Source organism: Nostoc sp. LEGE 06077, assembly GCF_015207705.1.
Classification (GTDB): Bacteria; Cyanobacteriota; Cyanobacteriia; order Cyanobacteriales; family Nostocaceae; genus Nostoc_B.
Map to the genome: position 1 here is coordinate 40,997 of NZ_JADEWI010000037.1, position 26,658 is coordinate 67,654.

Sequence of the window (26,658 nt, forward strand, 5' to 3'; positions counted from 1 at the left end):
ACCTGTATTGAAATTGTTTAGCCTAATCTGCGCGATCGCAAAATCCGCATATTTATAATTTTTTATTAATGAGGAAGTTAATGAACAGCTTGGAACAGCTGCGGCAAGCAGAGCAGGCACTGATAGAGATTTTTTCTGGAATTGACGCTCAGGTCAAGCATAATCTAAAAAGAGTGCTGGATGCCTTTCGTAATCAGCGCGTAGGAGCGCACCACTTCGCTGGAGTAAGTGGCTATGGTCATGACGATTTAGGACGAGAAACTTTAGATAAAGTTTTTGCGGAAGTAATGGGCGCGGAATCTGCGGCGGTGCGAGTGCAGTTTGTATCGGGAACTCACGCGATCGCTTGCGCCCTATATGGTGTACTTCGTCCTGGTGATGAAATGTTAGCAGTGGTCGGCTCTCCCTACGATACGCTCGAAGAAGTGATTGGTTTGCGGGGACAAGGACAAGGCTCCCTTATTGAGTTTGGCATAAAATACCGCCAATTGGAGTTAACTGATGAAGGATCTATTGACTGGGCAGCTTTAAGCCATGCTATAGATGACAAAACACGTTTAGTGTTAATCCAGCGTTCCTGCGGCTATTCTTGGCGGCCTAGCTTATCGATTGCGGATATCGCCAAGATTGTGCATCTAGTCAAACAGCAAAATCCTGATACTGTTTGCTTTGTTGATAACTGCTACGGCGAATTTATCGAAACTCAAGAACCCACCCATGTCGGTGCGGATTTAATGGCAGGTTCCTTAATTAAAAATCCGGGGGGTACAATCGTCACCGCTGGCGGTTATGTAGCTGGTCGGGCTGATTTGGTAGAAGCCGCCGCCTGTCGCCTCACTGCCCCTGGGATTGGCAGTTATGGTGGTGCAACCTTTGACCAAAATCGCTTGTTATTCCAAGGCTTATTTTTATCGCCGCAGATGGTAGGTGAGGCGATGAAGGGTACTTTTCTAACTGGTTATGTTTTTGACAAGCTTGGTTATCCGGTCAATCCTGCGCCCCTTGCACCGCGTGGTGATGTGATTCAGGCAATTAAGCTGGGTTCTGCCAAAAAGTTAATTGCTTTTTGTAAGGCTGTACAGCAAAATTCTCCGGTGGGTTCTTATCTCGACCCTGTACCTGATGCTATGCCGGGGTATGAGAGTCAGGTGGTAATGGCTGGGGGGACGTTTATTGAGGGGAGTACGTTGGAATTCTCGGCGGATGGGCCTTTGCGTGAGCCTTATATAGTTTATTGCCAAGGGGGGACTCATTGGACTCATGTGGCGATCGCACTAGAGGCGGCGATTGAAGCAGTTGGAAGTGCTTGAAGTTACATGAGTTAGGATTGTCTCACGCAGAGACGCGGAGGCGCGGAGAGTGAGAGGCAAAGAGTGATGATGGAGAATGAGATTACTGGTGCTGTGGTGGATGCTGCTTACAAGGTTCACACAACTTTGGGGCCTGGTTTGCTGGAATCTGTGTATGAATCGGTTATGGATTTTGAGTTACGGAGACAAAAGTTAAAGGTTAGCCGACAGGTAGCAATTCCGGTATTTTATGAAGGTGTGTGTTTGGATGAAGGCTTCCGTGCTGATTTGATAGTCGAGGATCGGGTGATTGTTGAACTCAAATCAGTAGAAGTTGTTCATCCAGTACACAAAAAGCAACTACTTACTTATCTCCGTCTTGCTGATAAACGAGTCGGATTACTCATCAACTTCAACGTCACACTCATTAAAGACGGAATCTCCCGCGTAGTAAACAACCTCTAAAAAACTCTCTGCGCCTCTGCGCCTCTGCGTGAGTCATTAATCCGGTAACTTATACTGCTCAACAATCCGTTTAGCAAACTCCGGCACATGCGCCTCTAACTTCTCAGGATGATTCCGCTTTACATACAGATAATTCCTGGTAAAGTGCGAATCAATCGAGAACCGCGCATACTCTAAACCTTTGGGGCCGATTTTATCAATGACTACGCCCATCATTTTCGCTACCCACATCGGTAAGGTTACGCCTTTGTCATAAGCTGAAATCCCTTGTTGTACTGCTTCTTGGCGGTTCCCTTGAGACATGACTGGCTGGGTGTCTATCTGATCTTGCACCAAGTCCAGCATTTCTTTGCCTGTATCATTTCTGACTAAAATCCATTGCCAGCCGAAGGGTGCGCCCATGTAGCCCACAACTAAATCGGCTAGGGAGTTGACGTAATCAAAGCAACTCATACAGGAGGGGGCGAAAACATCTTTGAGTTTGTTGGTTTTTAAGCCAAAGAAGGGGACTTTCTCGATGGAGCCGTCTGAGTGTTTGAAGTGAATGCGGAAATCTTGCATGAATTCGTAGTGTACTACTGTCTCAGGCGATCGGCTGGTGGTTTCTAAGAATTTTTGCAGTCCGGCGCGGGTAACGTTATCTACGCAAGGTGTACCTAATACGTATAACTTTTCTAGACCGAGTTGCTTTTCTACTGCCCTGAGTGCTTGAATTTGGCAACCAACACCAATTACTAATAGTCGCTTCATCCCAGATTTTTCTACTTCTTCCAAAATAGAAAGGTTGGGGGAAAGTGTTGGTTTATTTACCCGTGCTGCTAGTATTTCTTCTGGGGTACGGGCAATCACAGGCATGGGTTGGAAGCGGTCTTCTTTGGTGTTTTGGACGCAGACAACGCCTTCAACTAAGCCGCGATTCAGCATTTCTATGGCAATACTGCTGACTATGCCTGTCCATTGTGCGCCTTCGATGGGCTGCTGTTTCTTTGCTGCCATCATTTCTTGATGGACACCAAAGTAGAGTTCTTCGGGGTTGTCCAGATTGCGAGAACGGCTATGGCTTTGGGTTTCGAGGGTGTCTATCTGCTGGGTGATAAAAGCGCAGGCTTCCTTGACATAGTGAATATAGTATGTATCACACAACCCACATTCACTGCACAGTTCTTTGGCAGGGCGACGGCTACCGGGTTTTAAGGCTTTGGCTTTTGTATGCTTGTTAGAATCAACAGAGGTCATATAAAGTTTGTTTTATCAAGGAATCCTTTTACTACAATACCTTTACAGCTTATGAACTTAACCTATAGAGGTTGAAAAATCTGATGACTGCGCCTCAATCAAAAGTTTTTACCAACTCGCGTCTTTACAACCAAGATTTTTATTTGTGGATAGAGACAACTACTAAACAACTAAAAGAAGGTAGATTTTCTGATGTTGATTTAGAAAATCTTATCGAAGAAATTGAAAGCATGGGGAGAAGTGAAAAACACGCACTTGAGAGTAATTTAGTTGTTCTATTAATGCACCTATTAAAATACAAATATCAGCCAGAAAAACGCTCTAATAGTTGGAAAGGAACTATCAGGGAACATCGCCGCAGATTGACAAGGACTTTTAAGGATAGTCCTAGTTTAAAACCATATTTTCAGGAAGTTCTTACTGATTGTTATCAAGATGCTAGAAAGCAAGCCAGTGATGAAACTGGTTTATTTGTTGATACTTTTCCTATAGAATCTCCATTTACTACGGATGAATGTTTAGATGAAGATTTTTTACCAGATTAGTTGAGTATTGATATTTACCGCAGTTTAAATGGCGATGCTATGACCTGAAATCTACTTACCACTACTTGATTTTGAGCATTAATTACATCAGTAAATTCTTATAGCCTTTCCATAAATCTATACTTAACTGACTTCTTCTACTTGTCTTAAGATACAAGGTTGGGTTGAGGAACTAAATCCAAAATCAAAATATCTTGACATTGTTGGGTTTCACTTTGTTCCACCCAACCTACATTTATTTTTTTCTAATAACTTATGAGGTCAGAAAAATATTTTAAGCCTTATACCAATTCTGTATGAAGATGCACTGAATTAAAGAACGAACCGCAAAGGGCGCAAAGAACACAAAGAAAGAAGATATAAAAGATTAAATGCAGCCTCACATAGAATTGGTATTAGATTTGTAGGTGCTTGCCTGATAAGTTATAACTGGATCAAAAATTCTTGGATTAATGATACAGAGACGTTAAAGATATTTAGTAAATGAAAGATAAAAGTTTTTTACATAATGATGAATTCTATCAACTTCCTACTACGAAATTATTAGAAATACTCGAAAATGGGTTGTTGTTGGAAAGGGGACGTGCATTGTTTATTCTTGCGCGGCTTTCTGGTGAGAATAAAAAACTTATTCCCATAGTTGTAAAGCAGATATCCGATTCTAAAAACCGGACTGCTATAACAATTGGTACAGTTTCCATTTCTTGTTTAGGTATTGCTGGCTTATTAGAAGCAGATACTCACGATACAAGAGAGATTGTCAAAGTACTTCTCGAAACATGGACAGAACCAGACCGTAGCAATATTATTGATTTTTTAAAGTTACAGCATATTTTGGTTGCATAATTGCTCCAAAGTAAGTAAAAACGACGGAGAAAAATTTCTAATATCATTGATATGACTATATCAATATTGAGATGAACAGGACTTACGCACAGGCTGCGGAAGAACGAACCGCAGAGGCGCAGAGTTCACGGAGGAATGAGAGTTTGAGAGATGTTTTGCGTAAGTCCTAATTAAGTAAAATGCCCAGATGCAGGGGATCGCTAACTTGAAAGACTAGTTAGATTTGCCCACAAGTGCATAAGTATAATGAAGCTTATCAAAAGTTTCAAGCGCAACTGAAGTTTAGATAAAGTGCGATCGCCCTCCTCCTTATAAAAAATTAATTATTATTTACAATACTTAAAATTGTGCTAAAAAAGTTACTGTAATCCTTAAAAAAATTTGAGTATATATGATTAACGTTAGCGAAGCCTTAGAACCTCTTGCTGCTTGGTTTCGTTCTCTGGGAATACCTCAGCCTATTGTGGAATGGGGACATCCGGTAATGATGGGAATTGTTGTGGTTGTCATGGGTAGCTACGTCGGGTGGACTGGTTGGCGATATAGGCTGGCGAAGGATAAAGATGATTCCTTTAAAAACCGGATGAATCATCGTCTACTTGCACCGTGGATGTTTTTCTTTTTAGCGGCTGGTTATCCTGGTGGAGTTTTGTCTTTAGTGATGCAGAATCACCCAATTTTTGAGAGTCCTCATTTTTGGACTGGCTCTCTTGTACTAATATTGCTCTTGATTAATAGTGTAATTTCGTTTACTGGCTTTGCTGGTGGTAAACCTGCTTTACGCACTACTCACGCCTATTTAGGTAGCGGAATCTTAGGGCTTTTGGTTGTTCACGCTGTATTAGGGCTGATTTAACTTGAGTATATATTTGTAGTGTAGTTGTAATTTTTAACCCATCATACTTAGTAACACAAACAAAGCCTGCATTTGCGGGCTTTGTTTGTATGAATCTAATAAACTATACTTCACCAACAAGCATCAAGATTTTTCTTGAGTGCTGCCCAGTTGAGAATTTGAATTGTCTTATGATTCAGACGAGTGGTGTGATTATTTGCCTTGGTTATATTTTCGGGTTGTTGTTGACAGCAGTTCCTTGGGGTGGGGTTTGGATTTTAATTGTGGCGATACTGGGAGCAGTTTTTTTGAGAAAGCGCACCACACCACCTCAGCCACAAGAAAGCAAAAGTAAGTCTACACCCAATATTTGGCAATCATTTCCCCATCCGCGAGTCTGGCTGATTGCTGGTTTGGTAGGATTACTGGCGACTGTGTATTTGCAATGGCGATCGCCACAACCAAGTGTAAAAGATATTAGTCAATTTGTGCCAGCAGATAGCGTGGCAAATCAAGAACAATTATTTATTGTTCGAGGCCAAGTAGAAAGTAGTCCTCGCTTAACTCGCAGTCAACGCGGACAATTTTGGTTAACCGCAACTCAGTTAGATGAAGTAAAAAATGGTAATGGCCCAGCCAGTGTCACGAAAGGAGTTACGGGTAAGTTGTATGTAACTTTACCTTTACTGCAAGCGACTGGGTTACATCCTGGACAAGAAATTGCGGTTACTGGAATTTTATATAAACCAAAAGCAGCTTCTAACCCTGGCGCTTTCGATTTTCAAAAGTATCTCAAGCAGGAAGGATCATTTGCTGGTTTGATAGGAAGGCAAATAAATATTGTCAATGATGAGAATACATGGGGATGGTGGAAAATTCGGGAGCGAATTTTGAAATCGCAAGTCCAAAGTTTAGGAATTCCCGCTGGGCCACTTGTAAGTGCGATGGTTTTAGGTAGCAAAGCTGTTGATTTATCCTACGATATTCGTGATTTATTTGTCAAAGCTGGAATGGCTCATGCTTTGGCTGCATCTGGGTTTCAAACCTCGTTAATTTTGGGTGTAATATTACAGTTAACCAAACGGACAAATAAAGCCACTCAATTTATTTGCGGTTTTTTAGGTTTAATTATTTTTCTCAGCTTATCAGGATTTCAACCTGCGGTACTACGAGCCGTAATTATGGGTAGTGCAGCTTTAGTTGGTTTGTTATTAGATCGGAAAGTAAAACAATTTGGGTCGCTATTATTAGCCGCCACATTACTATTGTTATTTAACCCGTTATGGATTTGGGATTTAGGGTTTCAACTGAGTTTTTTAGCCACATTAGGATTAATTGTTACTGTACCAGCGATAACTGAAAAACTGAATTGGCTACCACCTGCGATCGCATCTTTAATTGCTGTACCTTTAGCGGCGACAATTTGGACTTTACCTATCCAACTTTCGGTGTTTGGCGTAGTCCCTGCTTACAGTTTGCTGCTGAATATGATTACTACCCCATTTATTTCCGTAATTAGTATTGGGGGAATTATTAGTGCAATCGCTGCATTAGCATCTTCTAGCGTTGGTAGTACAATAGCTGGCATACTTAACTACCCTAGTGATTGGCTAATTCAGTTAGTAGAATTTTTTAGTAACTTGCCAGGAAATTCCTTAGTTGTAGGGAGTATCTCAACTTGGCAAATGTTAGCAGTTTACGCCTTGATTCTGTTCACTTGCTTAATTAAGTGGTGGCAACAACGCTGGTGGTTTGCTGGTTTAATGATATTTGGTTTAGTACTTGTCCCAGCTTGGCATTCGGCAAATACATTATTTCGAGTAACAGTCTTAGAAGCTGGTGCAGAACCAGTTGTAGTTATTCAAGATAAAGGTAATGTCACCTTAATTAATAGTGGTGATGAGGGTACAGGACGTTACACAATTGTCCCATTTTTGCAACAGCAAGGTGTGAATAAAATTGAATGGGCGATCGCGAGTGATTTTGATAATCGAGAGAATAATGCTTGGTTGGAAGTAATGCAAAGCCTCCCCATCAAGAATTTCTATAAATACTCTCTCAAACCAGAAACTAGTCTTGCTAGTCAAGAAATTCAACAAGAAATTCAAAAGCATCAAGGTATCTATCAAACTGTTATACCAGGACAACAAGTAGTTACAGGTTTAACAGTTGCTCAATTAATTAAAGAGCAATTACCTGTTTTATATTTACAAATTCAAAATCAAACTTGGCTATTAGTAGGTGATGTTGAACCTCAAGAAATTGAAAGACTAGCTAAGGTGGGAGGTTTACCTAGTCCGCAAGTATTGTGGTGTAGTCCAGAATCTTTGAAAGATTTAATCAAGTTGTTTCAACCAAAAGTAGCGATCGCTACTTCTACAAACCTTGATCCGAAAATTATTTCAGAACTGAGTAAAAACCCCACACAAGTTTTTTTTACAGGGCGAGATGGGGCTATTCAATGGACACCTAATGGTCAGTTTGAATCATTTATTCAAGAAACAGAAAATAAATCATCTGTCTTGTAAGATTATTAAATTAAATTCAGCCGTTAGCAGCAGGAATTAACGATAAATTCTGGATAACCTGGATTTTTCCCTAATTCAGGGATCAGAATGTGGCAATTTTTACCAATTAATTAAAATGACTATCTTCAGAGCTTGATCAGTATTTATGATGAGGCTAAGACAATGCAACAAAGTTATAAGAAAATAGTGACTATGCAAAATACATCATAAAATAGTTAAAAAAAATAAATAATATGCAGAAACATCACGTAGGCAAGGTAGTAGTTTTTTTTGGCAACTTTCCCTTGACGATTCGAGTTCCCGCAGCACCACGAGATGAGCAGTTAAATTTTTTGCGCGATCGCATAATTTTTCATGCTAATAATCTTGTAGAACATGGATTATGGGAAGAACCGCTGAGTGATGGAGAACTGGAAAGAATTATGTCGGATGTGGAAATTGAGCCAGTATTTTTTCCTGGCTTTTGTCATATTTTCTCTTTATTAGGAAATCCTTTGAGAATTGTGAGAAAATTATTTAGAGATTAATACTGATTCCGCCAAAGCCACAGCGCCCCACAGTGGTGCATCATCACCCAACGCAGCAGGAACAATTTCAAAATCTATTTCTGGTAACGCTGTTTCACGAGCGGTTTTTTGTACAGTATTCCACCAAATTTCTCCGGCTTTCGTCACACTACCACCTAAAATAAATCGTTGTGGGTTAATCAAATTCGCCACATTACCAATACCCACACCTAAAGCTCTAGCACCACTTTGCAAAATATTGATTGCTAACTCATCACCTTGAGTAGCTGCTTCGCTGATGATTTGTCCAGTGATCAAATCTAAATTGTGATTGACCAAGGTGCGTAATTGTTTACCTTGTAATTGATTTGCTTCTTTTAATAAATATTCTTTAGCATCTTGAGCCATATAAGGGCCTGATGCTAACCGTTCTACACATCCTTGCTTACCACATAAACACAATGGCCCCGCAGGGTTAACAACTATGTGTCCAATTTCACCAGCCATACCTGCGTTCCCACGCCAAGGTTTACTATTGAGTATCCAACCACCGCCTACACCAGTGCTGATGGTGATGTAAAACAAGCTATCGTATCCTTGACCAGCGCCAAAACGATGTTCGCCCAAAGCCGCAATATTAGCATCGTTATCTACAATGGCAGATATAGCAAATTCTTTTTCTAGCAAGTCCTTGAGAGGTAGATTTTCCCAGCCAGGAACGTGATGAGAGAGTCGCACAGTTCCGGTAGTAAAGTCCACAGGGCCACCAAAGCTTACCCCAATTACATCGGGAGTTGTATCTTGCAGCAAACTATGAATGAGCGATCGCATAATTGCTAAATCAGTGGTAGCATTACCGTCTATGGGCGAGAGACGACGTTCATAACGCAACCATTCACGCGTACCAAGTTGAGTCACTGCGGCGGCTAACTTAGTACCACCAAAATCTAAGGCTAGGATAAGTGTCATTGGTCTTAAGAAGCTAAATGCGATCGCTTATTTAGCTTACTAGTCATTCATCTTTAAGTTAACAACTATCGTGCAAATAATTTATCAAAACAGAATTCAGGAGTCAGAATTCAGAATTTAATTCTGTGCAACTAACGTATGTATTCTGTTTCGATAAAACAGAGGGCTTACAAGGTTTTTTGGCTATAGATTTTGTTAGGATACATATTCTCAAAATAAGTAATAGCAACTTCACCTAATACCTTAACCGCAGTAGCCCCAATCGCAGGTTGAACAACTTGTCCAATACCTGGAATCAATCCTGCTATCATACCACCCATCTCAAAGAGGAATTGTCCTCCACCCATTGCGATGATTGCAGCTGCTGTTGCTCCAGCACCACTAGCAGGAATTAAATTAACATCATAAACTTGAGCAATTCGAGTTACCACAGCCGCCTGTACACCCGCTAAACTAGCTTGAAAGGTGAATGCACCAATAATAGAAACTCCACTAGCAATTCCTGCTGTTGCTCCAGCCCCCATCATTAACCAAAGTTCGTCTCTAGCTTGATCACGACAATATTTATTCATAGAAGATATCACTTTGCCAAAAGTCTTTCTTGTCTACTTAGGAAATTTCTGAGCTACGACTAGGTAAATGCAGCGAGCAGCATTAGCTCTCAAAATACTTTGTGTTTCTAGCTTTTAAGAGATTAAATTCGTCGGTATAGCGTTTCTCTTTTTCATGGCGAACGCCCTGACACCTATATTTATCTCATCCATAAACTGAAACACTATCACAAGCAGTAATTGACGTAATAGTTGAACTGATCTTAACCTTATTAGAGCAAAAAGTTAGGAAAATTTCAATTTTTATGTTGTTGACAATGCCAAAGTACTGACCATGTTTTTGTTACTACTTATGTTGTAATATCTGGAAATTACATAGTTAAGAAGTGGTTTGCATAAAATTACTTCTTAACTGCAAATTTGGAGCTTAACTAGTTACTGTAGAAGTTCCTGCATCTATTTCTTTTCCATTGAGAAAGCGTTAAGGATTTATCAAATTATCTTTATGATATTGCCAATATTTTTAGGCAAAATCCATCTACAGATATGGTGAATTATTCAATTCAGGTATTTTTGTTACACTTAATTAATAATCTAATTTGAAGTATAATTTTATTCTATAGTAATTATATTTTATTTTTGAACGAACGTGATAGGCGATCGTACTTCATGTTCCCCTACTTAGATTTTTTCAAAAATTAAATCGGACTGCTATATTTATTGGTGCTTTTTACTTAGCTATCTTAAGTTTTTAGGTAATTTAACTAATTCTCTACTAGAGACGTGAATACTCACGCCTCTATTTTCTTTATTTACCGATTTTTAGGTTCTAAATTTCTCAGCCGCACTTCATGTTCCCGCTTACCAGTTTTGAGAGAATCTTCGTAATTTCTTGTAGCTTGTTTCTGTGGACGTTCTTTAGTAGCGTAATAAGGTTTACTAGACTCAGTAATGGCTATTCTCCGGTCTTTAGCAGTGTAATAAGGTGGGACTCTTTCTACACTATGATTTTGAGCAGAATAATAACCCTCAGCCAGCACAGAATTACTAGGTAAGCTCATCAGGACAACTAACCCAGCTAAAATAAACACAGCTATTTTGCGAATTAATTGAACAAGGACGCTTTGAATGTTTAACATGGGAAAATTTTCTCCTATGTCTGAAACAAATTCCTAAATGGTAAAAAATACTTATTAAGCTAACGTCTTCCTCTAGGTTAATTGTGCATATATAAAAAGGAAGGTGAATATTGATCACCTTCCTTAATTTATGATCTAATTGTGTAACTTTAAGCGATAGTTACATCTGGTGATAAATAAACATCTTGAATGGTGTGAAATAGTTTCACTCCTTCTGCAAACGGGCGTTGGAAAGCTTTACGTCCAGAAATTAATCCTGTACCACCCGCCCGTTTATTAATGACAGCAGTGCGTACTGCTTCAGCAAAATCATTTTTACCAGATGCGCCACCAGAATTAATTAATCCGGCTCTACCAGCGTAGCAATTTAGCACTTGATAACGAGCTAAATCTATAGGATGATCAGTGGTTAATTCTGTATAAACTCGCTCATCTGTTTTGCCGTAACTTTGACCAGTGGCTTTCACAACTGCACCATAACCATTGTTAAATTCAGGTAATTTTTGTTTAATAATGTCGGCTTCAATGGTTACGCCTAAATGATTTGCTTGTCCAGTTAAGTCAGCAGCAAGATGATAATCTTTATCTTGTTTAAAAGCATTATTCCGCAAGTAACACCACAGAATTGTCACCATCCCTAATTCATGGGCGCGTGCAAAAGCATGGCTAATTTCTTGAATTTGTCTGGTTGATTGTTCAGAACCAAAGTAAATTGTTGCGCCTACTGCTACTGCACCTAAATTCCAAGCTTGCTCAACACTAGCAAATAATATTTGATCAAATTGATTGGGAAAGGTTAAGAGTTCGTTATGGTTGATTTTGGCAATAAACGGAATTTTGTGAGCATATTTGCGTGAGACAATACCCAATACTCCCAAAGTTGTTGCAACAGCATTACAACCACCAGCTATTGCTAATTTAACAATATTTTCTGGGTCAAAATATATGGGATTTGGTGCAAAAGATGCACCAGCCGAGTGTTCGATACCTTGGTCAACAGGCAAAATTGAGAGATAGCCTGTGTTTGCCAAACGACCAGTAGAATAAAGTTGTTGCAGATTACGCAAAACTTGAGGATTGCGATCGCTATTAAGCCAGACTCGATCTATAAAGTCTGGCCCTGGTAAATGCAATAAATCTTGAGTAACTTTAGCTTTGTAATTCAGCAGGTCTTCTGCTTCTTTACCCAACACTGACTCGATAGAATTAGCCTCTGTCAATGTAGTAGTCATAGCACTTTCCTCAAATTTGAGAAAATAAGTTTGCTTTTACGATAGCATTCTGACATTTTATCGCTCTGACAATTGACTATCTCAGCAAAATCTTATTTTTGACAGGTCTCAAATATTGTTTATTTTTATTAGAAGAAAATTATCTATAAAAAGGCAGATAAACACTGATAATATATCTAGTGCTTATCCGTGGGTAATAGTAAGTTAAGTAGGATTCTAGCCGATAATTAAATTTTATATTTACTTTTGCTGATTAGCTATATATCAAAAGAGACAAACACTTATAGTTCTAAATATTAGGTCTACCAGTGAGTAAATTAATTAACATCTATCAAAAGTTATAATTTAATTACCAGTGAATAGTCATTTCTGGGTTTAAGTTTCCTACCATACATTACATCTTGCACCAGCTACTTGATTATTCTGAAAGTCAGGTGGGCAATGCTGAAAATTAAGTCAAAACCTTATGTCGGGAATATCCTCAATTGGGGTGTGGATGATGGCGGCGCTGTAGGCACAAATAGAATGAAAGATGGGATGGTAGATGGTATCCATCTCTGCAATGTCCGGGGGCGGTTGTTGCAAAATGAGTTGGGTAAGTTCCCCGGAAAGATTTATATTGCACCTATCCAGAGAGGAAATTTCCCAGTCCATTGGCCACAGGGTAATGTATTGCTTGATAAAAGTAAGCGATCGCAAAAAGGAGTAGCAGATTACAATGCTGTCGTAAGGCTGGAAAAACATAAATTAAAGAATATTCCAGAAGATCAGTATGCTAGGAGCGATCGCAGGTGACATTATTGGTTCGGTATATGAGGTCAACAATATTAAAACCAAAGATTTTCCCTTATTCGACAGGCAATGTCGTTTCACCGATGATACTGTGCTAACAGTGGCAGTGGCAGAGATGATTCTAGATGGTGCTGACTTACTAGACAGCAGTCAATACATTGACCAATTTAAGTCTTATTTCCGCCGCTATCCCTACGCTGGTTATGGTAGTACTTTTAGAACTTGGGCAAACTCTAACGACAATGAGCCATACAATAGCTGGGGTAATGGTTCAGCTATGCGAGTTAGTGCCATAGGATTTGCTTTGAATGACTTAGATAGTGTACTCCAAGCCGCTCAACACTGTGCCGCCGTTACCCATAATCATCCTGAAGGTATCAAAGGCGCTCAAGCCACAGCAGCAGCAATATTTCTGGGTCGTACAGGCTATGATAAACCTGCGATTAAATCTTATATTCAAAATACTTGTGGCTACGATTTAGAAATCACCCTTGACCAAATTAGACCGACTTACAAGTTCGATGTTTCTTGTCAAGGTTCCGTCCCTCCAGCAATTATCGCTTTTTTAGAATCTACCGATTACGAAGATGCGATTCGTAATGCTATTTCTGTAGGTGGTGACAGTGACACCATTGCTTGTATTACCGGCGGTATTGCCCAAGCATATTATCGTGGCGTACCAAAAGCGATCGCCGAACAAACACTATCTCATTTAAATGAACATCTATACACAATTACAGAAAAGTTTATGTTGGAGTACTGTGCATAAAATTTCTGCATCCAAATTGCTGAGACTGATTCAATTTCTAGTCCACATTCCTTGAGCTAAAAAAAATATTTTCTGTTTAAATGTCTAGGTTAATTTGTGTCGATTTATTTCGAGTTGCCAGTCAAATAAAAACATAACCTAATCATCAAATACATACATCAAGGCACTTTTCAGACTGTTCCCTATTTCTGACTATAATTATATCATCTGCAAAACTAGTTATTTATGAGTGTCAGTGGTTCAGTTAAATAGTTCTAGTATTTATATAAATAAGTTATGCTCTTATTCGCTTAGAGAATGATAGAATCAGGGCGTTAAAAGTTAACTAAGATTTTAACCACAGGAATATGCAATTAGATAGAAATTGACAACATAACAATTTTATTTTATTAGACATATCTCAATATTCTATAAATCAGCTAATTTTTGAGTTTAGTTATGCCTCACTCCCCTCTGGGCTTGACAAATAAGTATGGACTTCATCGGCGAACTACTAGATAAACGCTACAAAATTATCAAAAAACTAGGTGAAGGAAACTTTGGTGAAACCTATTTAGCAAAGGATCATAAACGCCCTAGCAAACCTGTATGTGTAGTCAAGCGACTGAAGCCAAAGCACACCCATCCTAGAGTTATGGAATTGTTTGAGCAAGAAGCAGTAATTTTGGAAAAGTTGGGGGAACATCCCCAAATTCCCCGCTTGCTGGCTCATTTTGCTATTGATAATGATTTATTTATTATCCAAGAATATGTGGAAGGACATACCCTACGAAAAGAAATTGTGCCGAAAAGGCAAATGAGAGAAGTTGATGTCACGAAGTTGTTGCATGACATTTTAGAAGTTTTGGTATTTGTGCATCAAAATAACGTCATTCATCGGGATATCAAACCAGAAAATGTTATGCGCCGCAAACACGACGGTAAGATTGTTTTGATTGATTTTGGCTCTGTCAGGGAACTAGGAAGTATATCCATTGATATATATAAAATGATTCGCACGAGCGTGGTGGTTGGAACTCCTGGTTATATCCCCACAGAACAGGCTAAAGGTAAACCGCGATTATGTAGCGACATCTATGCTTTAGGGATGATGGCCATTGAAGCCTTGACAGGTATTTCTCCCCATCTGCTGCAAGAAGATGCCGATACAGGAAAAACTCTTTGGCGGGACTATGTAAAAGTTAGTGATTCCCTAGCAGATATTCTCGAAACCATGATATGCGATCGCTACACTTCGCGCTATCCATCCGCAACTGAAGCATTGCAAGCATTCACCGCCATTCAAAAATTACCCTTCCCGGCTGTATTATCTGCATCAAGCAACCCCAACCCACCAGTAGAATCACAATTAAGTCTGGAACCAGAATTAGAAACAGTCTTCTTACCCCTAGAACAATTTGAGTTTGAAATAGCGCATATTTCGGAAAAAAGGGGCTTGGTTGCCAAACCGACTTATGAAGTTAACCGTCATTCTGCTTCGGCTCAATGCTACATCGAAAATTTAAATCATGAAATTACCTTGGCAATGGTGTCTATTCCTGGGGGACAATTTCTCATGGGTTCTCCAGATGATGAACCAGAACGATTTGATACCGAGAGTCCCCAGCATCTTGTGAAAATTCCACCCTTCTTTATCAGTAAATTTCCTATTACCCAAGCTCAATGGCAAGCAGTGGCTACACTTCCCTTGATAAACCGCCACCTCGATCCTGCACCAGCTAGTGTTAAAGGCGCAAATCGCCCAATTGAGCAAGTTTCTTGGGAAGATGCAGTAGAATTCTGTGCTAGGCTTTGTCAAAAAACGGGGCGAAAATATCGCCTACCAAGCGAAGCTGAGTGGGAATATGCTTGTCGCGCCAAAACCACTACACCTTTTTATTTTGGTGAAACACTTATACCTAGCTTGGCTAACTATAACAACAGTTCTCTGTATGGCGCTGAACCAGGAAATTATCGGCAAACAACCATAGTTGGTAGTTTTCCCGCCAATGGTTTTGGGTTATACGATATGCACGGTAATGTTTGGGAATGGTGCGGAGATCACTGGCACGAAAATTATCAAGGCGCACCGGTGGATGGTAGTGTGTGGCTATCTGATGATGATAGTAAATCTCGCGTGATTCGCGGCGGCTCTTGGAAAAGCTCTTCTCGGTTATGTCGCTCTGCTTATCGTAGCTGGAATCCTCAAGATGGTCGTGGCAATCTTTTAGGTTTTCGCATTGCCATTTCTTTATCGGGTTTTTAGGTAATTTTTTGAGTCATTAAGCCTATTAATTTGACGATAGCCATCACTCAGAGGTAAAAAAAGTACAATTTTAAACAGAATTTTTAATTTAGTATTAGGCAAGTTGTTTAACTGAACTGATAAATTTGACTCCCATATTTAAAAATTTAGCAAAATTATTCATTGACAAAAACAGTATCATCTGAATTCCCAGTAAGCTTGTTTTCTCAATCAGGGTTGGTTCCTATACCTGCCACTTCATCACCAATTTATATGGCAGATCCCATCAATACTAGGAAAAATTTTATCCATGACTCAGCCTTCTACCAAGAAAATCAATCATAATATTGCTACTACTGAAGTTGAAAACCCCACAGCCAGTAATTATCACAATCAGGCTGATCGCTACAGTACAAATTACAACAATTCTTCTCGCCGTCCCCAGTCGCTTTTGCCTTGGAGTTTAAAATCTAAAGTCACGGGTTGGGCGATCGCTCTGACCATCCTACCAGTATTCGGTATCGGGGCAGCTAGTTACTTTGGCAGCCAGTCGATAACTCAGCAAATTAACCAAGCCAAGTCAACCAGCGCCGCAGATTGGCAAAAGGCGGAAATTACCCTCAAACAATATCAAACATCTTTATTATGGGGGACGGGAATTATTGCTGTATTATCAGGTGCGATCGCATCAATCATCTCCCAATATCTGACAAGACCAGTTGTGTCTGCGGCGGAGATTTCTACCGTTTTAGTCAATAGATTAAGTCGTCGAGAAGAAATAGAAACTCAAACTGATCTTGAGGAAACAGATGAATTAGTTGCTCTCAACGCCAACATTAACCAGCTACAACTTCATTTACCAGCCTTACTCTCCAAACAAGAAACTGATACTGAACGTTCTCAATTGTTAATTAACCTGACTCGCCGAATGCAGGAAGCACTTTCGGAAGAAGATCTGCTCAGAACCACAGTTGAAGAAGTTCGTAAAGCGTTGCGAATCGACCGTGTAGTGATTTTTCAATTTGACTCTCATTGGAACGGCTCGTTTTTAGAAGAATCAGCAGCACCAGGTTTACCAAAAATATTATGGGCGACTGTTTCCGACCCCTGTTTTCAAGAAAGATACATCGAACAGTACCGCCAAGGACGCGTTCGAGCCATCAATGATATTTATCAAGCTAACCTGACAGATTGCCACATCGGTTTATTAGAAAGATTTAGTATTAAAGCTAATTTGGTTGCACCTATCCTCAAAAATAATCAGCTATTTGGCTTGTTAATCGGTCATCAATGTTCTGCACCCCGTTTTTGGCAACAAGCAGAAATCGATTTATTTGCTCAAGTTGGCACCCAGTTGGGATTTGCCCTTGACCATACCAGACTTGTAGAACAAATAGACAAAAGAGCCGATCAAGCTCATTTAGTCATAAATATTACTCGCAGAATTCGGGAATCGCTGAATGAAGAAGATGTCTTGAAAACTACCGTAGAAGAAATTCGCAAAGCCATCAGTACAGATAGAGTCATGGTTTATGGTTTTGATGCTGATTGGTACGGTACTGTGATTGCCGAAGCGGTAGTTCCCGGCTTTGCGAAAGCATTACGGGCGAGAATTAAAGATCCTTGCTTTGCGGAAGGTTATGTAGACCAATACAGAGCAGGTCGAGTCCAAGCAACCAATGATATTTACAAAGCAGGTCTGAGCGCTTGTCACATCAGCCAACTTGAACCTTTCGCCGTCAAAGCCAATTTAGTCGCACCGATACTCAAAGATGATCAGTTATTCGGCTTATTAATTGCCCATCAATGTACTGCACCAAGAGATTGGCAGCAAATAGAAATTGATTTAGTGGCTCAGTTAGCTATGCAGGTAGGATTTGCCCTCGACCATGCCAGATTACTCCAGCGCATTGATGCTGAAGGAGTACGCACCCAGCAACTTGTAGACATTACCCGCAAAATTCGGGAATCGCTGAATGAAGAAGATGTCTTGAAAACTACCGTAGAAGAAATTCGCAAAGCCATCAGTACAGATAGAGTCATGGTTTATGGTTTTGATGCTGATTGGTACGGTACTGTGATTGCCGAAGCGGTAGTTCCCGGCTTTGCGAAAGCATTGCGGGCGAAAATCAAAGACCCTTGTTTTGCCGAAGGTTATGTAGATAAATACAGAGCAGGTCGAGTCCAAGCAACCAATGATATTTACAAAGCAGGTTTGAGCGCTTGTCACATCAGCCAACTTGAACCTTTCGCCGTCAAAGCCAATTTAGTCGCACCGATACTCAAAGATGATCAGTTGTTCGGCTTATTAATTGCCCATCAGTGTACTGCACCACGGGATTGGCAACAACCGGAAATTGATTTATTTGCTCAGTTAGCCATGCAGGTGGGATTTGCTCTTGACCATGCACGGCTATTAAACCAAGTAGAGCAAGCATATCAATCTGTGGAATCTGCCTTAGAACAGCAAAATCTGCGTAAAGCAGCTTTGCAATCTCAAGTATCTAAGTTACTGAAAGATCATCAAACAATGCTGGAAGTTCTTTCAAGTCAGGCAACTAGCCAAATGGATTCTGTCTCAGATACCTATAATCAAATTCAAGCATTAGCGAATGCAAATCAAGCAATTTTTCGGCGTGTACCAGAACTAGAAAACCAAGCCCAACAAATCTCCGCACAAGTAGAATCTGGACAGGAGGGGATGAATGGAATTTTAGATGGGATTTCGGCTGTGAGTAATACAGTTGTAGAAGCTGCGACAAAACTGAAACATTTTGAGCAGCCATCTCAAACACTTTTATCAAAAGTTAGCTTGATTGCTCAGGTCGCATCACAAATGAAGCGCCAAGCCATGAAGGTTGTGTTTGAGGCTGTACGGACTGGAGAAGCGGGGCAAGAATTTGTCACTACTGCGGAGGAAGTACTTTCTTTGGCGCAGCAGTTGGATGATGATATGACAAAAGTCAAATCTTTAGTTGGGGAACTTTACCTAGCTCAGACTGAAATAATGGTGTTAATGCAAGGTGGTGAGCAACAAGCGATCGCAACTACGCAAGAAGTCGAAGCCACTCAGCAAGCCCTAGACCGCATTACGGCTATGAGTCACCATGTAAATGTGCTACTAGGAGAACTGATGCAAGCTGCAACCAACCAAGTCGAAATTTCGACTACAGCCAGCCAATCTATTCTCGACGTGGCCAGTACCGCCCAACAGACAACTGCAAATACAGTTAACTTAGCTAAAAATTTAACTAAGTTAACTGCGATCGCCCAAGATTGGACGGAAACCAATATATAGTTAAGTGCTGAGTATAAACCCTGTCTTAACTTAAGTGACTACGGATACATATCAGATGTATTTCTTTTACACCCTTACACCCCTTTCATCAGATAACTACAAGCTAGGTGGCAAAATCACGTTGTCGATCGCATGAATCACACCGTTGCTGCCTTGAATATCTGCCTGAGTGACTTTACCATCATTCACTACTACCCCAGAAGCATCAACTTTCACAGAAATGGGATCTCCTTGCAAACTGGTTACTTGACCAGATTTCAAATCAGAGGACAATACTTTGCCCGGTACAACATGGTAAGTCAATATCTTCACCAGAACTTCCTTATTTTCTGGCTTTAACAAGTCGTTTAAAGCATCTGGAGGAAGTTTGGCAAAGGCGGCATCAGTTGGTGCAAAAATTGTAAAAGGCCCTGCACCTTGTAAGGTTTCAATTAATCCGGCGGCTTTTAAAGCTGCGGTGAGAGTTTTAAACGAACTGCTGGCTTCAGCTAATGCTACAACAGTCTTGTTTTGATTGCTTGTCCCGCTAGTTGGCGGTTTAGCTGGTGGTTTCTCTGGTGTTGGTGGTGGAGTTATGGGAGTGGGTGCAGTTTCGCTAGGCGCAGGCTGACTACCACGGTTATAGGGAGGCTCATCAAAAATGCTAGGGCGAGGATTTAGCCCTCTGTTTGGGTTTTTTTGAGCTACGACATTTGGATTACGAGCGTTGTTTTTATCTGTGGCGATCGCCGGCTCAACAGGTGTATAACTAACATTGGACTGAATCCGTTGACTCCGGTTGTAGGGAGCTTCGCTAAAAATGCTCGGACTTGGATTAAGAACTTCTTTGGCTTGTGATGGTAAAGTAACAAGGAGACTTACCCCTGCTATTCCCGCCATACTTGCTAAATTAGTCAATAACTTGCTGTAATTCCCCTTCATAAATTTTGTTTGTTTTGATTTAATACAGTTTACATAAAGACTTATATCACTTTGCTACACAAAAAATCTAATCTGAAAGGTAAGATGTTTAATATAAATTTCCGTTTTTTGTACTGTTAAATAATTATTCAATTAATATATTAATAGCAGAATTGCTGAGAATAAAAGTATAAAAATTATCTGGATAAATTTAACATCAAACAACTTTAATTTCCAGAAGTAGATCTAAATATGGTAATGCTAATTGATGCCGTGACAAAAACTCACAGCAAAATTATTCTTAACCGTAATAGTCAGCCAATTGTTCAGGTGATATCTGGTGAAAGCACATCTTTAATAACACATAATTATCCCTTACGGGAAATACCAATTATTTTTTCTGATGATTTTTATTTACCAGTCATTTTGGATTCTGACTTCTGACTACTGCATTCTGATTGATTGCTTAGTCTAGATTTGCCAAAAATTTCTCTGAGGAATTAGAAATTTGTTCAATATCAAATTCAAGCAAAATCACTAGTTAGAGCAATATTTGTCTAAGAGATTTTATTTTAACTTGGCAAATTTTCGGGAAGTAAAGATAAAATTAGAGAGTTATTTTCTAACTCAGTAACCAGGGATATAATATGTTGGAATTATACCAGTGGGAATTATCTCAATACTCAGAAAAAGTCCGCCTAATTCTAGATTACAAAGGTTTAGAGTACCGCAAAATTGAAGTCACTCCCGGTATAGGACAGATAGAACTATTTCGTCTCACTGGTCAAAAACAAGTGCCAGTATTAAAAGATGGAAATAAATACATTGTAGATTCTACAGAAATAGCTAAGTATTTAGACTTAAAATATCCTGAGCGCCCACTAATACCGCAAAATCCTAAGCAAAAAGCTTTAACCTTATTAATTGAAGAATGGGCAGATGAATCAATCGGGATTAAAGGCAGAAAAGCTCTTTTTGCCGCTATTAGTCAAGATCAAAACTTTCGCAAATCCTTATTACCCACATCCACACCAGATATCTTCCGTAGTTTAGTCGAAGGAGTCCCCAGCGATATTTTGACAATCTTGGGTTTGGGTGTAGGATATAGCCCAGATGTGATTAAATCAGCGATCGCCGATTTAAAGCAAGACCTAGAAGCTGTAACTTTATTGTTGACCGATAGCCCCTATCTCACAGGCGATGAACCAACCTTAGCTGACTTAGCCGTTGCTAGTTTATCTATATTATTGAAGTTCCCCGAAGGTGCTTATCTAGATTTACCAGCCAGTTTAAGAGGAAAAGGCGTGCCAAGCATAGCACATAATCCCGATTATCAATTATTTTTTGAATGGCGCGATCGCCTCTATGCTCAATTTCGCAAACCATTAATCAGCGCATCACCATCTGGTACAGCACCAACTTCGATTCAAATTGATTAGTGCTGTAAAGCCCTGCGGGCATGGCTTCGCTTAGAGCGTAGCGGGGCGTTTAGCCCGTGCTGAGTAAAAGACATAAAAGATGCGGTGGCGAGGCGAAGAATAAATGACAAATGACCATTGTCCATTGACTTTTGACTCTTGACCATTAACCAATGACTATTGACAAATTGGTAAACCCATTAGGTTCGGTAATCCAAGGCTCACTAACTGACGGATTAGAAGTAAGACTACACCCGGATATTTCTGTCGAAGATATGCGGGTGGGCAAGTTTTTGGTTGTCCAAGGGGTGCGATCGCGGTTTTTCTGTATGCTGACAGATGTATCCCTCGGAACTGCAAACGCCCGGATTATTGCTAATCCGCCGAGTTGGGAAGACACTTTTTTACGAGATGTTTTAGCCGGAAGTGGTACTTACGGAACCATCGCCTTAGCGCCGATGTTGATGTTTACCCCCGAATCTAATGAATCTTTTTCTCCCACCAACGGTAAATCTGTAAATCCATTTGTCCCATCAAATACGAGTTTGGCATCATTGCAGCCCCAAACTAGTACCACGATGGAATTATTACCAGTCAAAACTATTCCCAGTCACTTTAGCCAAGTATTCGACGCGAGTGAAGAAGACTTTCGCCGCGTCTTTGGTTGGGAAGATGATATCCACAGAAAGAATTTTGCCATTGGTAAACCATTAGATATGGATGTCCCAGTGTGCATTGATTTAAATCGATTTGTGGAACGTAGCAACGGCGTTTTTGGCAAATCTGGTACAGGTAAATCCTTTCTCACCCGCTTACTTTTGGCTGGTGTCATCCGCAAAAATGCAGCGGTGAGCCTGATTTTTGATATGCACTCAGAATACGGTTGGGAAGCCGTAGCTGAAGGAAAAAATGTCAATACTGTTAAAGGTTTAAAGCAGTTATTTCCGGGAAAAGTCGAAGTTTATACCCTTGATCCTGAATCAACCAAGCGCCGGGGTGTGCGCGATTCTCAAGAACTATATCTGAGTTACGAACAAATAGAAGTTGAAGATATTAAATTATGTAGCCGTGATTTAGGACTGTCGGAAGCAGCGCTGGATAACGCCAACATTCTCTACAGCGAATTCAACAAAGCTTGGATTGTCCAACTATTGAACATGACGAATGAAGAAATCGAAATGTTCTGTGAAGAAAAGCGGGGACATAAAGGCTCGATTATGGCCTTACAGCGCAAACTCTTGCGCCTAGACGGTTTGAAGTATATGCGGGCTGTTTGCCCCCACAACTACATTAATAAAATCTTACAATCTCTAGAAGCTGGTAAGAATGTAGTGGTAGAATTTGGTTCCCAGTCAAATATGCTCTCTTATATGTTGGTGACAAATATGATCACCAGGCGTATCCATGAGCATTATGTCCGCAAGGCTGATAAATTCTTGCAGAGCAAAAACCCCAACGATCGCCCCACCCCCTTAATGATTACCATTGAAGAGGCGCATCGTTTTCTCGACCCTGCCATTGTCCAAAGTACGATCTTTGGCACGATCGCACGAGAACTTCGGAAGTATTTCGTAACGTTGCTAGTAGTTGATCAACGACCTTCCGGGATAGATAATGAAGTTATGTCCCAGATTGGTACTCGGATCACAGCCTTACTCAACGACGAAAAAGATATCGATGCAATTTTCACGGGTGTATCTGGTGCAGGCGGATTGCGATCGGTATTGTCCAAGTTAGACTCCAAACAACAAGCGTTGATTTTAGGTCATGCTGTTCCTATGCCAGTAGTTGTCCGTACTCGTCCTTACGATGCTACTTTCTACGCCGAAATTGGTGATCCAGCTTGGGAAGAAAAGCCGGACGCAGAAGTATTCGCCGCTGCGGAACTAGCTAAAGCCGACTTGGGATTTTGAAACTACTAACTTCTGGGTAATTATTACTTGAATTATAAACACTCAGCACTCATAACTCAGCGAGAAGTTGCGTGCGGGGGTTCCCTCCGTTGAGCAAACTTCGGAGACTCAGCACTACTTTAGTACCATCCCTCCAAAAATATGCCCAGAGAGTTCGGTTTTCTCCCTACCGATAGGCAACATAAGAGAGGGTTTTGCAGTCACTATAGATATAGTAAGCACTCTAAGGAAGTTTAATTTCTGTTTGCAAATATACACTTTTGGAGTATAATTTTATCTTTCTCTAGGCTACTTTACTATCCACCTGATTTGTCCTAAGATAAAAGCAAGTAAAACTCATACCGACTTCGGATTTGTCAGTTGCCGATACAAACTGAAAGATAAAGAAGAATTCTTGAAAACAACCCAGTGTGCTTTTGAAAGACCTAAAAATTACGTAAGGGTAGGGGGAACCTATCTGAGAGACTCGTCTTCTGGAATCTCATGTATATGAACTGATTATTCTTATATAGCCGTCATGAACTGTTGAAGCCAGAACGAAGGAGCCACAAGTCGAAGAGTAGGGGAATAAATTTCTAAATACGCAATCCCCAGGAACAACCTGAGTTCGGTGTTTTTATAGATAGCTTTTCCTAATTGTTGTTAGTTATTAAAGATTCATTGTGTTTACGGAGTAGAGGACAACGCACCAATGCCTACTGTTAACACCCAAACTGAGAACCTGAACACCAAATTCACGGCTGATATGGTGCGAACCTATCTGCGGGAAATTGGTCGTGTACCACTGCTAACCCGTGAGCAAGAAATTGTCTTTGGGAAGCAGGTGCAACAAATGATGACACTAGTCGAAGCAAAAGAAGCTTTGGCAAAGAAATTGCACCGCGAACCGAGTTTACCAGAGTGGGCGAACCATGTTAAACAATCAGAAACCGATGTCAAACAAACGGTAGCTCAAGGTAAACGAGCGAAGCAAAAAATGATTGAGGCGAACTTGCGCTTAGTTGTAGCGATCGCCAAAAAATACCAGAAACGCAACATGGAATTTCTCGATTTAATCCAAGAAGGAACACTCGGATTAGAGCGAGGAGTAGAGAAATTTGACCCGATGCGGGGATATAAATTCTCTACCTACGCTTACTGGTGGATTCGCCAAGCAATTACTCGTGCGATCGCTCAACAAGGGCGTACTATTCGCTTACCAATTCACATTACCGAAAAACTGAATAAAATCAAAAAAGTGCAGCGTGAACTAGCCCAAACCTTGGGGCGTTCTCCGACACCCGCCGAAATCGCCAAAGAACTGGAATTAGAACCAGCCCAAATTCGGGAATATCTGAATATGGCACGTCAACCAGTTTCTTTAGATGTGCGCGTCGGTGATAACCAAGACACCGAACTGCAAGAAATGTTGGAAGATGATGGGCCATCCCCAGAGTATTACACCACCCAAGAATTCTTGCGCCAAGACCTCAACACCTTGCTGGCTGAACTCACACCCCAACAACGGGAAGTTGTAGCCCTACGCTTTGGCTTAGAGGATGGTAACGAACTATCCTTGGCGAAAGTTGGTGAAAGATTGAATCTTAGCCGCGAACGTGTTCGTCAACTCGAACATCAAGCCTTAGCTCATCTGCGCCGCCGTCGCGCCAACGTTAAAGAATACGTTGCTAGTTAATTATCTATAACGGTGATGCGCCTCCTGAATTCAGGAGGCGATTTTTTGTGTCAAAATAGGGTGCGATCGCCCACAATATTTGTATTATTATTTGGGTAAAATTACTATCTTTTAAGTTAATGGCTGCTAAAGATATTTTTCATGATGCGGTTAAGAAAGGGTTAGAAAAAGAAGGATGGCTAATTACAGATGACCCTCTAAGAATTGAGGTTGGTGATGTAGAAATGTATATTGACTTAGGGGCAGAACAAGTTTTAGCAGCTGAAAGAGTCGGTGAAAAAATAGCAGTTGAAATTAAAAGTTTTATCGGAGCATCAAATATTTATGAGTTTCATTTGGCGATTGGTCAATTCTTTAATTATCGTATTGCTTTAGAACAACAATAACCAGATAGAATTTTATATTTGGCTGTGCCGTTAGGAGTTTATCAAGGTTTTTTTCAGTTACAGTTTATCAAAACAGTTATTCAACGTTCTCAACTTCAATTAATAATTTACGATCAGATTCAGGAGGTAATTATAGAATGGAAAAGCTAGAACAATATCAAAAATATGTTCAACAAGCCATAACAGAATATGCCAATGTAGGTTCAGTACAAGATGAAATCGAACAGCAATTAATTTTTGATACCGTTCGCAACCACTATCAATTGATGTATGTTGGGTGGAAAAATAGACGACGGCAGCACGGCTGTGTTTTACATATCGATATCAAGAATGACAAAATTTGGATACAGCATGATGGTACTGAGATTGGGATGGCTAATGAATTAGTTAGATTAGGAGTTCCGAAAGAAGATATTGTACTAGCATTTCATGAACCATTGGTGAGGCAATATACAGAGTTTGGTGTTGGTTAAATTGAGTTTTAAGTTTACACGTAATCCTCGGAATTTTAGTTTAGATGCTAACTCGATAATTTCTCTACAAAACTCTGATGTTCTGGTGTAGATAATCCTTGCTGTAAAATTGCTAATACTTTAGCTAAATCTCCTGATAATAATGCTGACTTTGCTAACCACAACCCCGGAAAAACTTGAGAGCAAATTATATCATCTGGATTTGGTTCAAGTTGAATATACTCGCCTGCATTTAACCTAAACCAATCGAATTGTCTGTCATAAACTCGCCAAACTAAATATTCTTGTACTTGATTACGACGATATACTTTCAGTTTTTCGTGCAAATCATAAGAAGCACTAGAAGCAGCAATCTCTACAATTAATTCTGGCGCACCTTCGACATAATCATCTTCGGTGATACGTGACTGTCCACCTTGTTCGATTCTCAATATGGCATCTGGTTGTGGTTCATTATCCACATCTAATAAAACAGTAGTATTATCGGCAAAACCTACACCTGGCGTTGCTGCTACGTATATAGCCAACCAACCCATGATGTAATACCAATTCACGAAAAATCTGATGCAAATAAAGCATCAAGAATAAAATCCCAACCTGTAATAGAAGCAACGATTGATGTGTTGAATTTCTCTAAACGCTTCCAGATAAAATGCCTCAATTCATCTA

Annotated in this window: 21 protein-coding genes and 3 pseudogenes; 17 read left to right on the forward strand and 7 right to left on the reverse strand. The window is 40.2% G+C overall.

Annotated features, from left to right (window positions below):
* Positions 1-80: 80 nt before the first annotated feature.
* Together IQ244_RS21070 and IQ244_RS21075 are read left to right on the forward strand one after the other, a co-directional pair.
* Positions 81-1,310 carry an aminotransferase class I/II-fold pyridoxal phosphate-dependent enzyme gene (locus tag IQ244_RS21070; protein ID WP_193897685.1) on the forward strand — a complete coding sequence of 410 codons (1,230 nt, stop codon included), beginning with the start codon at positions 81-83 and terminating at the stop codon, positions 1,308-1,310.
* Between the two features lie 66 nt (positions 1,311-1,376).
* Positions 1,377-1,754 (forward strand): GxxExxY protein, encoded by a 378-nt coding sequence (locus IQ244_RS21075; RefSeq protein ID WP_193897687.1) that lies wholly within the window; start codon positions 1,377-1,379, stop codon positions 1,752-1,754.
* Between the two features lie 36 nt (positions 1,755-1,790).
* Here the strand turns inward: IQ244_RS21075 and IQ244_RS21080 are convergent, their stop codons facing one another.
* Positions 1,791-2,990, reverse strand: a complete 1,200-nt coding sequence (locus IQ244_RS21080) for a Coenzyme F420 hydrogenase/dehydrogenase, beta subunit C-terminal domain (RefSeq protein ID WP_193897689.1) — start codon at positions 2,988-2,990, stop codon at positions 1,791-1,793.
* Between the two features lie 83 nt (positions 2,991-3,073).
* Between IQ244_RS21080 and IQ244_RS21085 the strand changes: the two genes are divergently transcribed.
* The 5 genes from IQ244_RS21085 (at position 3,074) to IQ244_RS21105 (ending at position 8,271) form a co-directional block, all read left to right on the forward strand.
* Positions 3,074-3,535 carry a DUF29 domain-containing protein gene (locus IQ244_RS21085; protein WP_193897691.1) on the forward strand — a complete coding sequence of 154 codons (462 nt, stop codon included), beginning with the start codon at positions 3,074-3,076 and terminating at the stop codon, positions 3,533-3,535.
* 483 nt (positions 3,536-4,018) lie between these two features.
* Complete coding sequence (locus IQ244_RS21090) at positions 4,019-4,381, forward strand: hypothetical protein (RefSeq protein WP_193897693.1); 363 nt, start codon at positions 4,019-4,021, stop codon at positions 4,379-4,381.
* Positions 4,382-4,772: 391 nt separating this feature from the next.
* Positions 4,773-5,237 carry a DUF4079 domain-containing protein gene (locus IQ244_RS21095; RefSeq protein ID WP_193897695.1) on the forward strand — a complete coding sequence of 155 codons (465 nt, stop codon included), beginning with the start codon at positions 4,773-4,775 and terminating at the stop codon, positions 5,235-5,237.
* 170 nt (positions 5,238-5,407) lie between these two features.
* The gene (locus IQ244_RS21100) at positions 5,408-7,744 is read left to right on the forward strand and encodes a ComEC/Rec2 family competence protein (RefSeq protein ID WP_193897697.1); all 2,337 of its coding nucleotides are present in this window, start codon (positions 5,408-5,410) and stop codon (positions 7,742-7,744) included.
* Positions 7,745-7,977: 233 nt separating this feature from the next.
* On the forward strand, positions 7,978-8,271 hold the full coding sequence (locus IQ244_RS21105) for a hypothetical protein (RefSeq protein WP_193897699.1): 294 nt from the start codon (positions 7,978-7,980) through the stop codon (positions 8,269-8,271).
* Here the strand turns inward: IQ244_RS21105 and IQ244_RS21110 are convergent.
* From IQ244_RS21110 to IQ244_RS21125, 4 genes are all read right to left on the reverse strand, one after another.
* Positions 8,257-9,219, reverse strand: coding sequence for an ROK family protein (locus IQ244_RS21110; RefSeq protein ID WP_193897701.1), 963 nt, complete (start codon positions 9,217-9,219; stop codon positions 8,257-8,259). The two genes, IQ244_RS21105 and IQ244_RS21110, sit on opposite strands and share 15 nt — an antisense overlap.
* Positions 9,220-9,386: 167 nt before the next feature.
* Positions 9,387-9,791, reverse strand: coding sequence for a hypothetical protein (locus IQ244_RS21115; protein WP_193897703.1), 405 nt, complete (start codon positions 9,789-9,791; stop codon positions 9,387-9,389).
* Between the two features lie 791 nt (positions 9,792-10,582).
* Entirely contained in the window at positions 10,583-10,909 is a 327-nt protein-coding gene (locus IQ244_RS21120; protein ID WP_193897705.1) for a hypothetical protein, read from the reverse strand.
* Between the two features lie 149 nt (positions 10,910-11,058).
* On the reverse strand, positions 11,059-12,141 hold the full coding sequence (locus IQ244_RS21125; RefSeq protein ID WP_193897707.1) for a class I fructose-bisphosphate aldolase: 1,083 nt from the start codon (positions 12,139-12,141) through the stop codon (positions 11,059-11,061).
* Between the two features lie 576 nt (positions 12,142-12,717).
* Here IQ244_RS21125 and IQ244_RS21130 point away from each other — a divergent pair.
* From IQ244_RS21130 to IQ244_RS21145, 4 genes and pseudogenes are all read left to right on the forward strand, one after another.
* A pseudogene (locus tag IQ244_RS21130) lies at positions 12,718-12,936 on the forward strand (hypothetical protein); the annotation flags it as partial.
* Positions 12,914-13,702 carry an ADP-ribosylglycohydrolase family protein gene (locus tag IQ244_RS21135; protein WP_193897710.1) on the forward strand — a complete coding sequence of 263 codons (789 nt, stop codon included), beginning with the start codon at positions 12,914-12,916 and terminating at the stop codon, positions 13,700-13,702. The pseudogene IQ244_RS21130 and the gene IQ244_RS21135, both read left to right, overlap by 23 nt.
* A gap of 472 nt (positions 13,703-14,174) precedes the next feature.
* On the forward strand, positions 14,175-15,947 hold the full coding sequence (locus IQ244_RS21140) for a bifunctional serine/threonine-protein kinase/formylglycine-generating enzyme family protein (RefSeq protein WP_193897720.1): 1,773 nt from the start codon (positions 14,175-14,177) through the stop codon (positions 15,945-15,947).
* 289 nt (positions 15,948-16,236) lie between these two features.
* Positions 16,237-19,224 (forward strand): GAF domain-containing protein, encoded by a 2,988-nt coding sequence (locus tag IQ244_RS21145; protein ID WP_193897730.1) that lies wholly within the window; start codon positions 16,237-16,239, stop codon positions 19,222-19,224.
* A gap of 96 nt (positions 19,225-19,320) precedes the next feature.
* Here the strand turns inward: IQ244_RS21145 and IQ244_RS21150 are convergent, their stop codons facing one another.
* Positions 19,321-20,145, reverse strand: a complete 825-nt coding sequence (locus IQ244_RS21150; RefSeq protein WP_193897732.1) for a fasciclin domain-containing protein — start codon at positions 20,143-20,145, stop codon at positions 19,321-19,323.
* Between the two features lie 231 nt (positions 20,146-20,376).
* Between IQ244_RS21150 and IQ244_RS21155 the strand changes: the two genes are divergently transcribed.
* From IQ244_RS21155 to IQ244_RS21180, 6 genes and pseudogenes are all read left to right on the forward strand, one after another.
* A complete protein-coding gene (locus IQ244_RS21155) occupies positions 20,377-20,568 on the forward strand; it encodes a hypothetical protein (protein ID WP_193897734.1) in 192 nt (63 codons plus the stop codon).
* Positions 20,569-20,771: 203 nt separating this feature from the next.
* Entirely contained in the window at positions 20,772-21,563 is a 792-nt protein-coding gene (locus IQ244_RS21160) for a glutathione S-transferase family protein (RefSeq protein WP_193897736.1), read from the forward strand.
* Between the two features lie 152 nt (positions 21,564-21,715).
* Positions 21,716-23,455 carry a helicase HerA domain-containing protein gene (locus IQ244_RS21165; RefSeq protein ID WP_193897737.1) on the forward strand — a complete coding sequence of 580 codons (1,740 nt, stop codon included), beginning with the start codon at positions 21,716-21,718 and terminating at the stop codon, positions 23,453-23,455.
* Between the two features lie 691 nt (positions 23,456-24,146).
* Complete coding sequence (locus tag IQ244_RS21170) at positions 24,147-25,130, forward strand: RNA polymerase sigma factor, RpoD/SigA family (RefSeq protein WP_015111544.1); 984 nt, start codon at positions 24,147-24,149, stop codon at positions 25,128-25,130.
* Positions 25,131-25,249: 119 nt separating this feature from the next.
* Positions 25,250-25,666: pseudogene (locus tag IQ244_RS21175) on the forward strand (XisH family protein).
* A complete protein-coding gene (locus tag IQ244_RS21180; protein ID WP_193897739.1) occupies positions 25,654-25,989 on the forward strand; it encodes a XisI protein in 336 nt (111 codons plus the stop codon). The pseudogene IQ244_RS21175 and the gene IQ244_RS21180 overlap by 13 nt, the downstream one beginning before the upstream one ends.
* Before the next feature lie 47 nt (positions 25,990-26,036).
* Here the strand turns inward: IQ244_RS21180 and IQ244_RS21185 are convergent.
* A pseudogene (locus IQ244_RS21185) lies at positions 26,037-26,528 on the reverse strand (Uma2 family endonuclease); the annotation flags it as partial.
* Between the last annotated feature and the right edge of the window lie 130 nt (positions 26,529-26,658).

What these genes read in the sequence shown, in the direction of transcription:
- IQ244_RS21080 (WP_193897689.1), bottom strand. Translation starts at nt 2,990, where the DNA reads ATGACCTCTGTTGATTCTAACAAGCATACAAAAGCCAAAGCCTTAAAA.
- IQ244_RS21115 (WP_193897703.1), bottom strand. Translation starts at nt 9,791, where the DNA reads ATGAATAAATATTGTCGTGATCAAGCTAGAGACGAACTTTGGTTAATG.
- IQ244_RS21120 (WP_193897705.1), bottom strand. Translation starts at nt 10,909, where the DNA reads ATGTTAAACATTCAAAGCGTCCTTGTTCAATTAATTCGCAAAATAGCT.
- IQ244_RS21095 (WP_193897695.1), top strand. Translation starts at nt 4,773, where the DNA reads ATGATTAACGTTAGCGAAGCCTTAGAACCTCTTGCTGCTTGGTTTCGT.
- IQ244_RS21180 (WP_193897739.1), top strand. Translation starts at nt 25,654, where the DNA reads ATGGAAAAGCTAGAACAATATCAAAAATATGTTCAACAAGCCATAACA.
- IQ244_RS21140 (WP_193897720.1), top strand. Translation starts at nt 14,175, where the DNA reads ATGGACTTCATCGGCGAACTACTAGATAAACGCTACAAAATTATCAAA.
- IQ244_RS21145 (WP_193897730.1), top strand. Translation starts at nt 16,237, where the DNA reads ATGACTCAGCCTTCTACCAAGAAAATCAATCATAATATTGCTACTACT.
- IQ244_RS21160 (WP_193897736.1), top strand. Translation starts at nt 20,772, where the DNA reads ATGTTGGAATTATACCAGTGGGAATTATCTCAATACTCAGAAAAAGTC.
- IQ244_RS21135 (WP_193897710.1), top strand. Translation starts at nt 12,914, where the DNA reads ATGCTAGGAGCGATCGCAGGTGACATTATTGGTTCGGTATATGAGGTC.
- IQ244_RS21165 (WP_193897737.1), top strand. Translation starts at nt 21,716, where the DNA reads ATGACTATTGACAAATTGGTAAACCCATTAGGTTCGGTAATCCAAGGC.
- IQ244_RS21085 (WP_193897691.1), top strand. Translation starts at nt 3,074, where the DNA reads ATGACTGCGCCTCAATCAAAAGTTTTTACCAACTCGCGTCTTTACAAC.
- IQ244_RS21075 (WP_193897687.1), top strand. Translation starts at nt 1,377, where the DNA reads ATGATGGAGAATGAGATTACTGGTGCTGTGGTGGATGCTGCTTACAAG.
- IQ244_RS21155 (WP_193897734.1), top strand. Translation starts at nt 20,377, where the DNA reads ATGGTAATGCTAATTGATGCCGTGACAAAAACTCACAGCAAAATTATT.
- IQ244_RS21150 (WP_193897732.1), bottom strand. Translation starts at nt 20,145, where the DNA reads ATGAAGGGGAATTACAGCAAGTTATTGACTAATTTAGCAAGTATGGCG.
- IQ244_RS21170 (WP_015111544.1), top strand. Translation starts at nt 24,147, where the DNA reads ATGCCTACTGTTAACACCCAAACTGAGAACCTGAACACCAAATTCACG.
- IQ244_RS21105 (WP_193897699.1), top strand. Translation starts at nt 7,978, where the DNA reads ATGCAGAAACATCACGTAGGCAAGGTAGTAGTTTTTTTTGGCAACTTT.
- IQ244_RS21110 (WP_193897701.1), bottom strand. Translation starts at nt 9,219, where the DNA reads ATGACACTTATCCTAGCCTTAGATTTTGGTGGTACTAAGTTAGCCGCC.
- IQ244_RS21125 (WP_193897707.1), bottom strand. Translation starts at nt 12,141, where the DNA reads ATGACTACTACATTGACAGAGGCTAATTCTATCGAGTCAGTGTTGGGT.
- IQ244_RS21070 (WP_193897685.1), top strand. Translation starts at nt 81, where the DNA reads ATGAACAGCTTGGAACAGCTGCGGCAAGCAGAGCAGGCACTGATAGAG.
- IQ244_RS21100 (WP_193897697.1), top strand. Translation starts at nt 5,408, where the DNA reads ATGATTCAGACGAGTGGTGTGATTATTTGCCTTGGTTATATTTTCGGG.
- IQ244_RS21090 (WP_193897693.1), top strand. Translation starts at nt 4,019, where the DNA reads ATGAAAGATAAAAGTTTTTTACATAATGATGAATTCTATCAACTTCCT.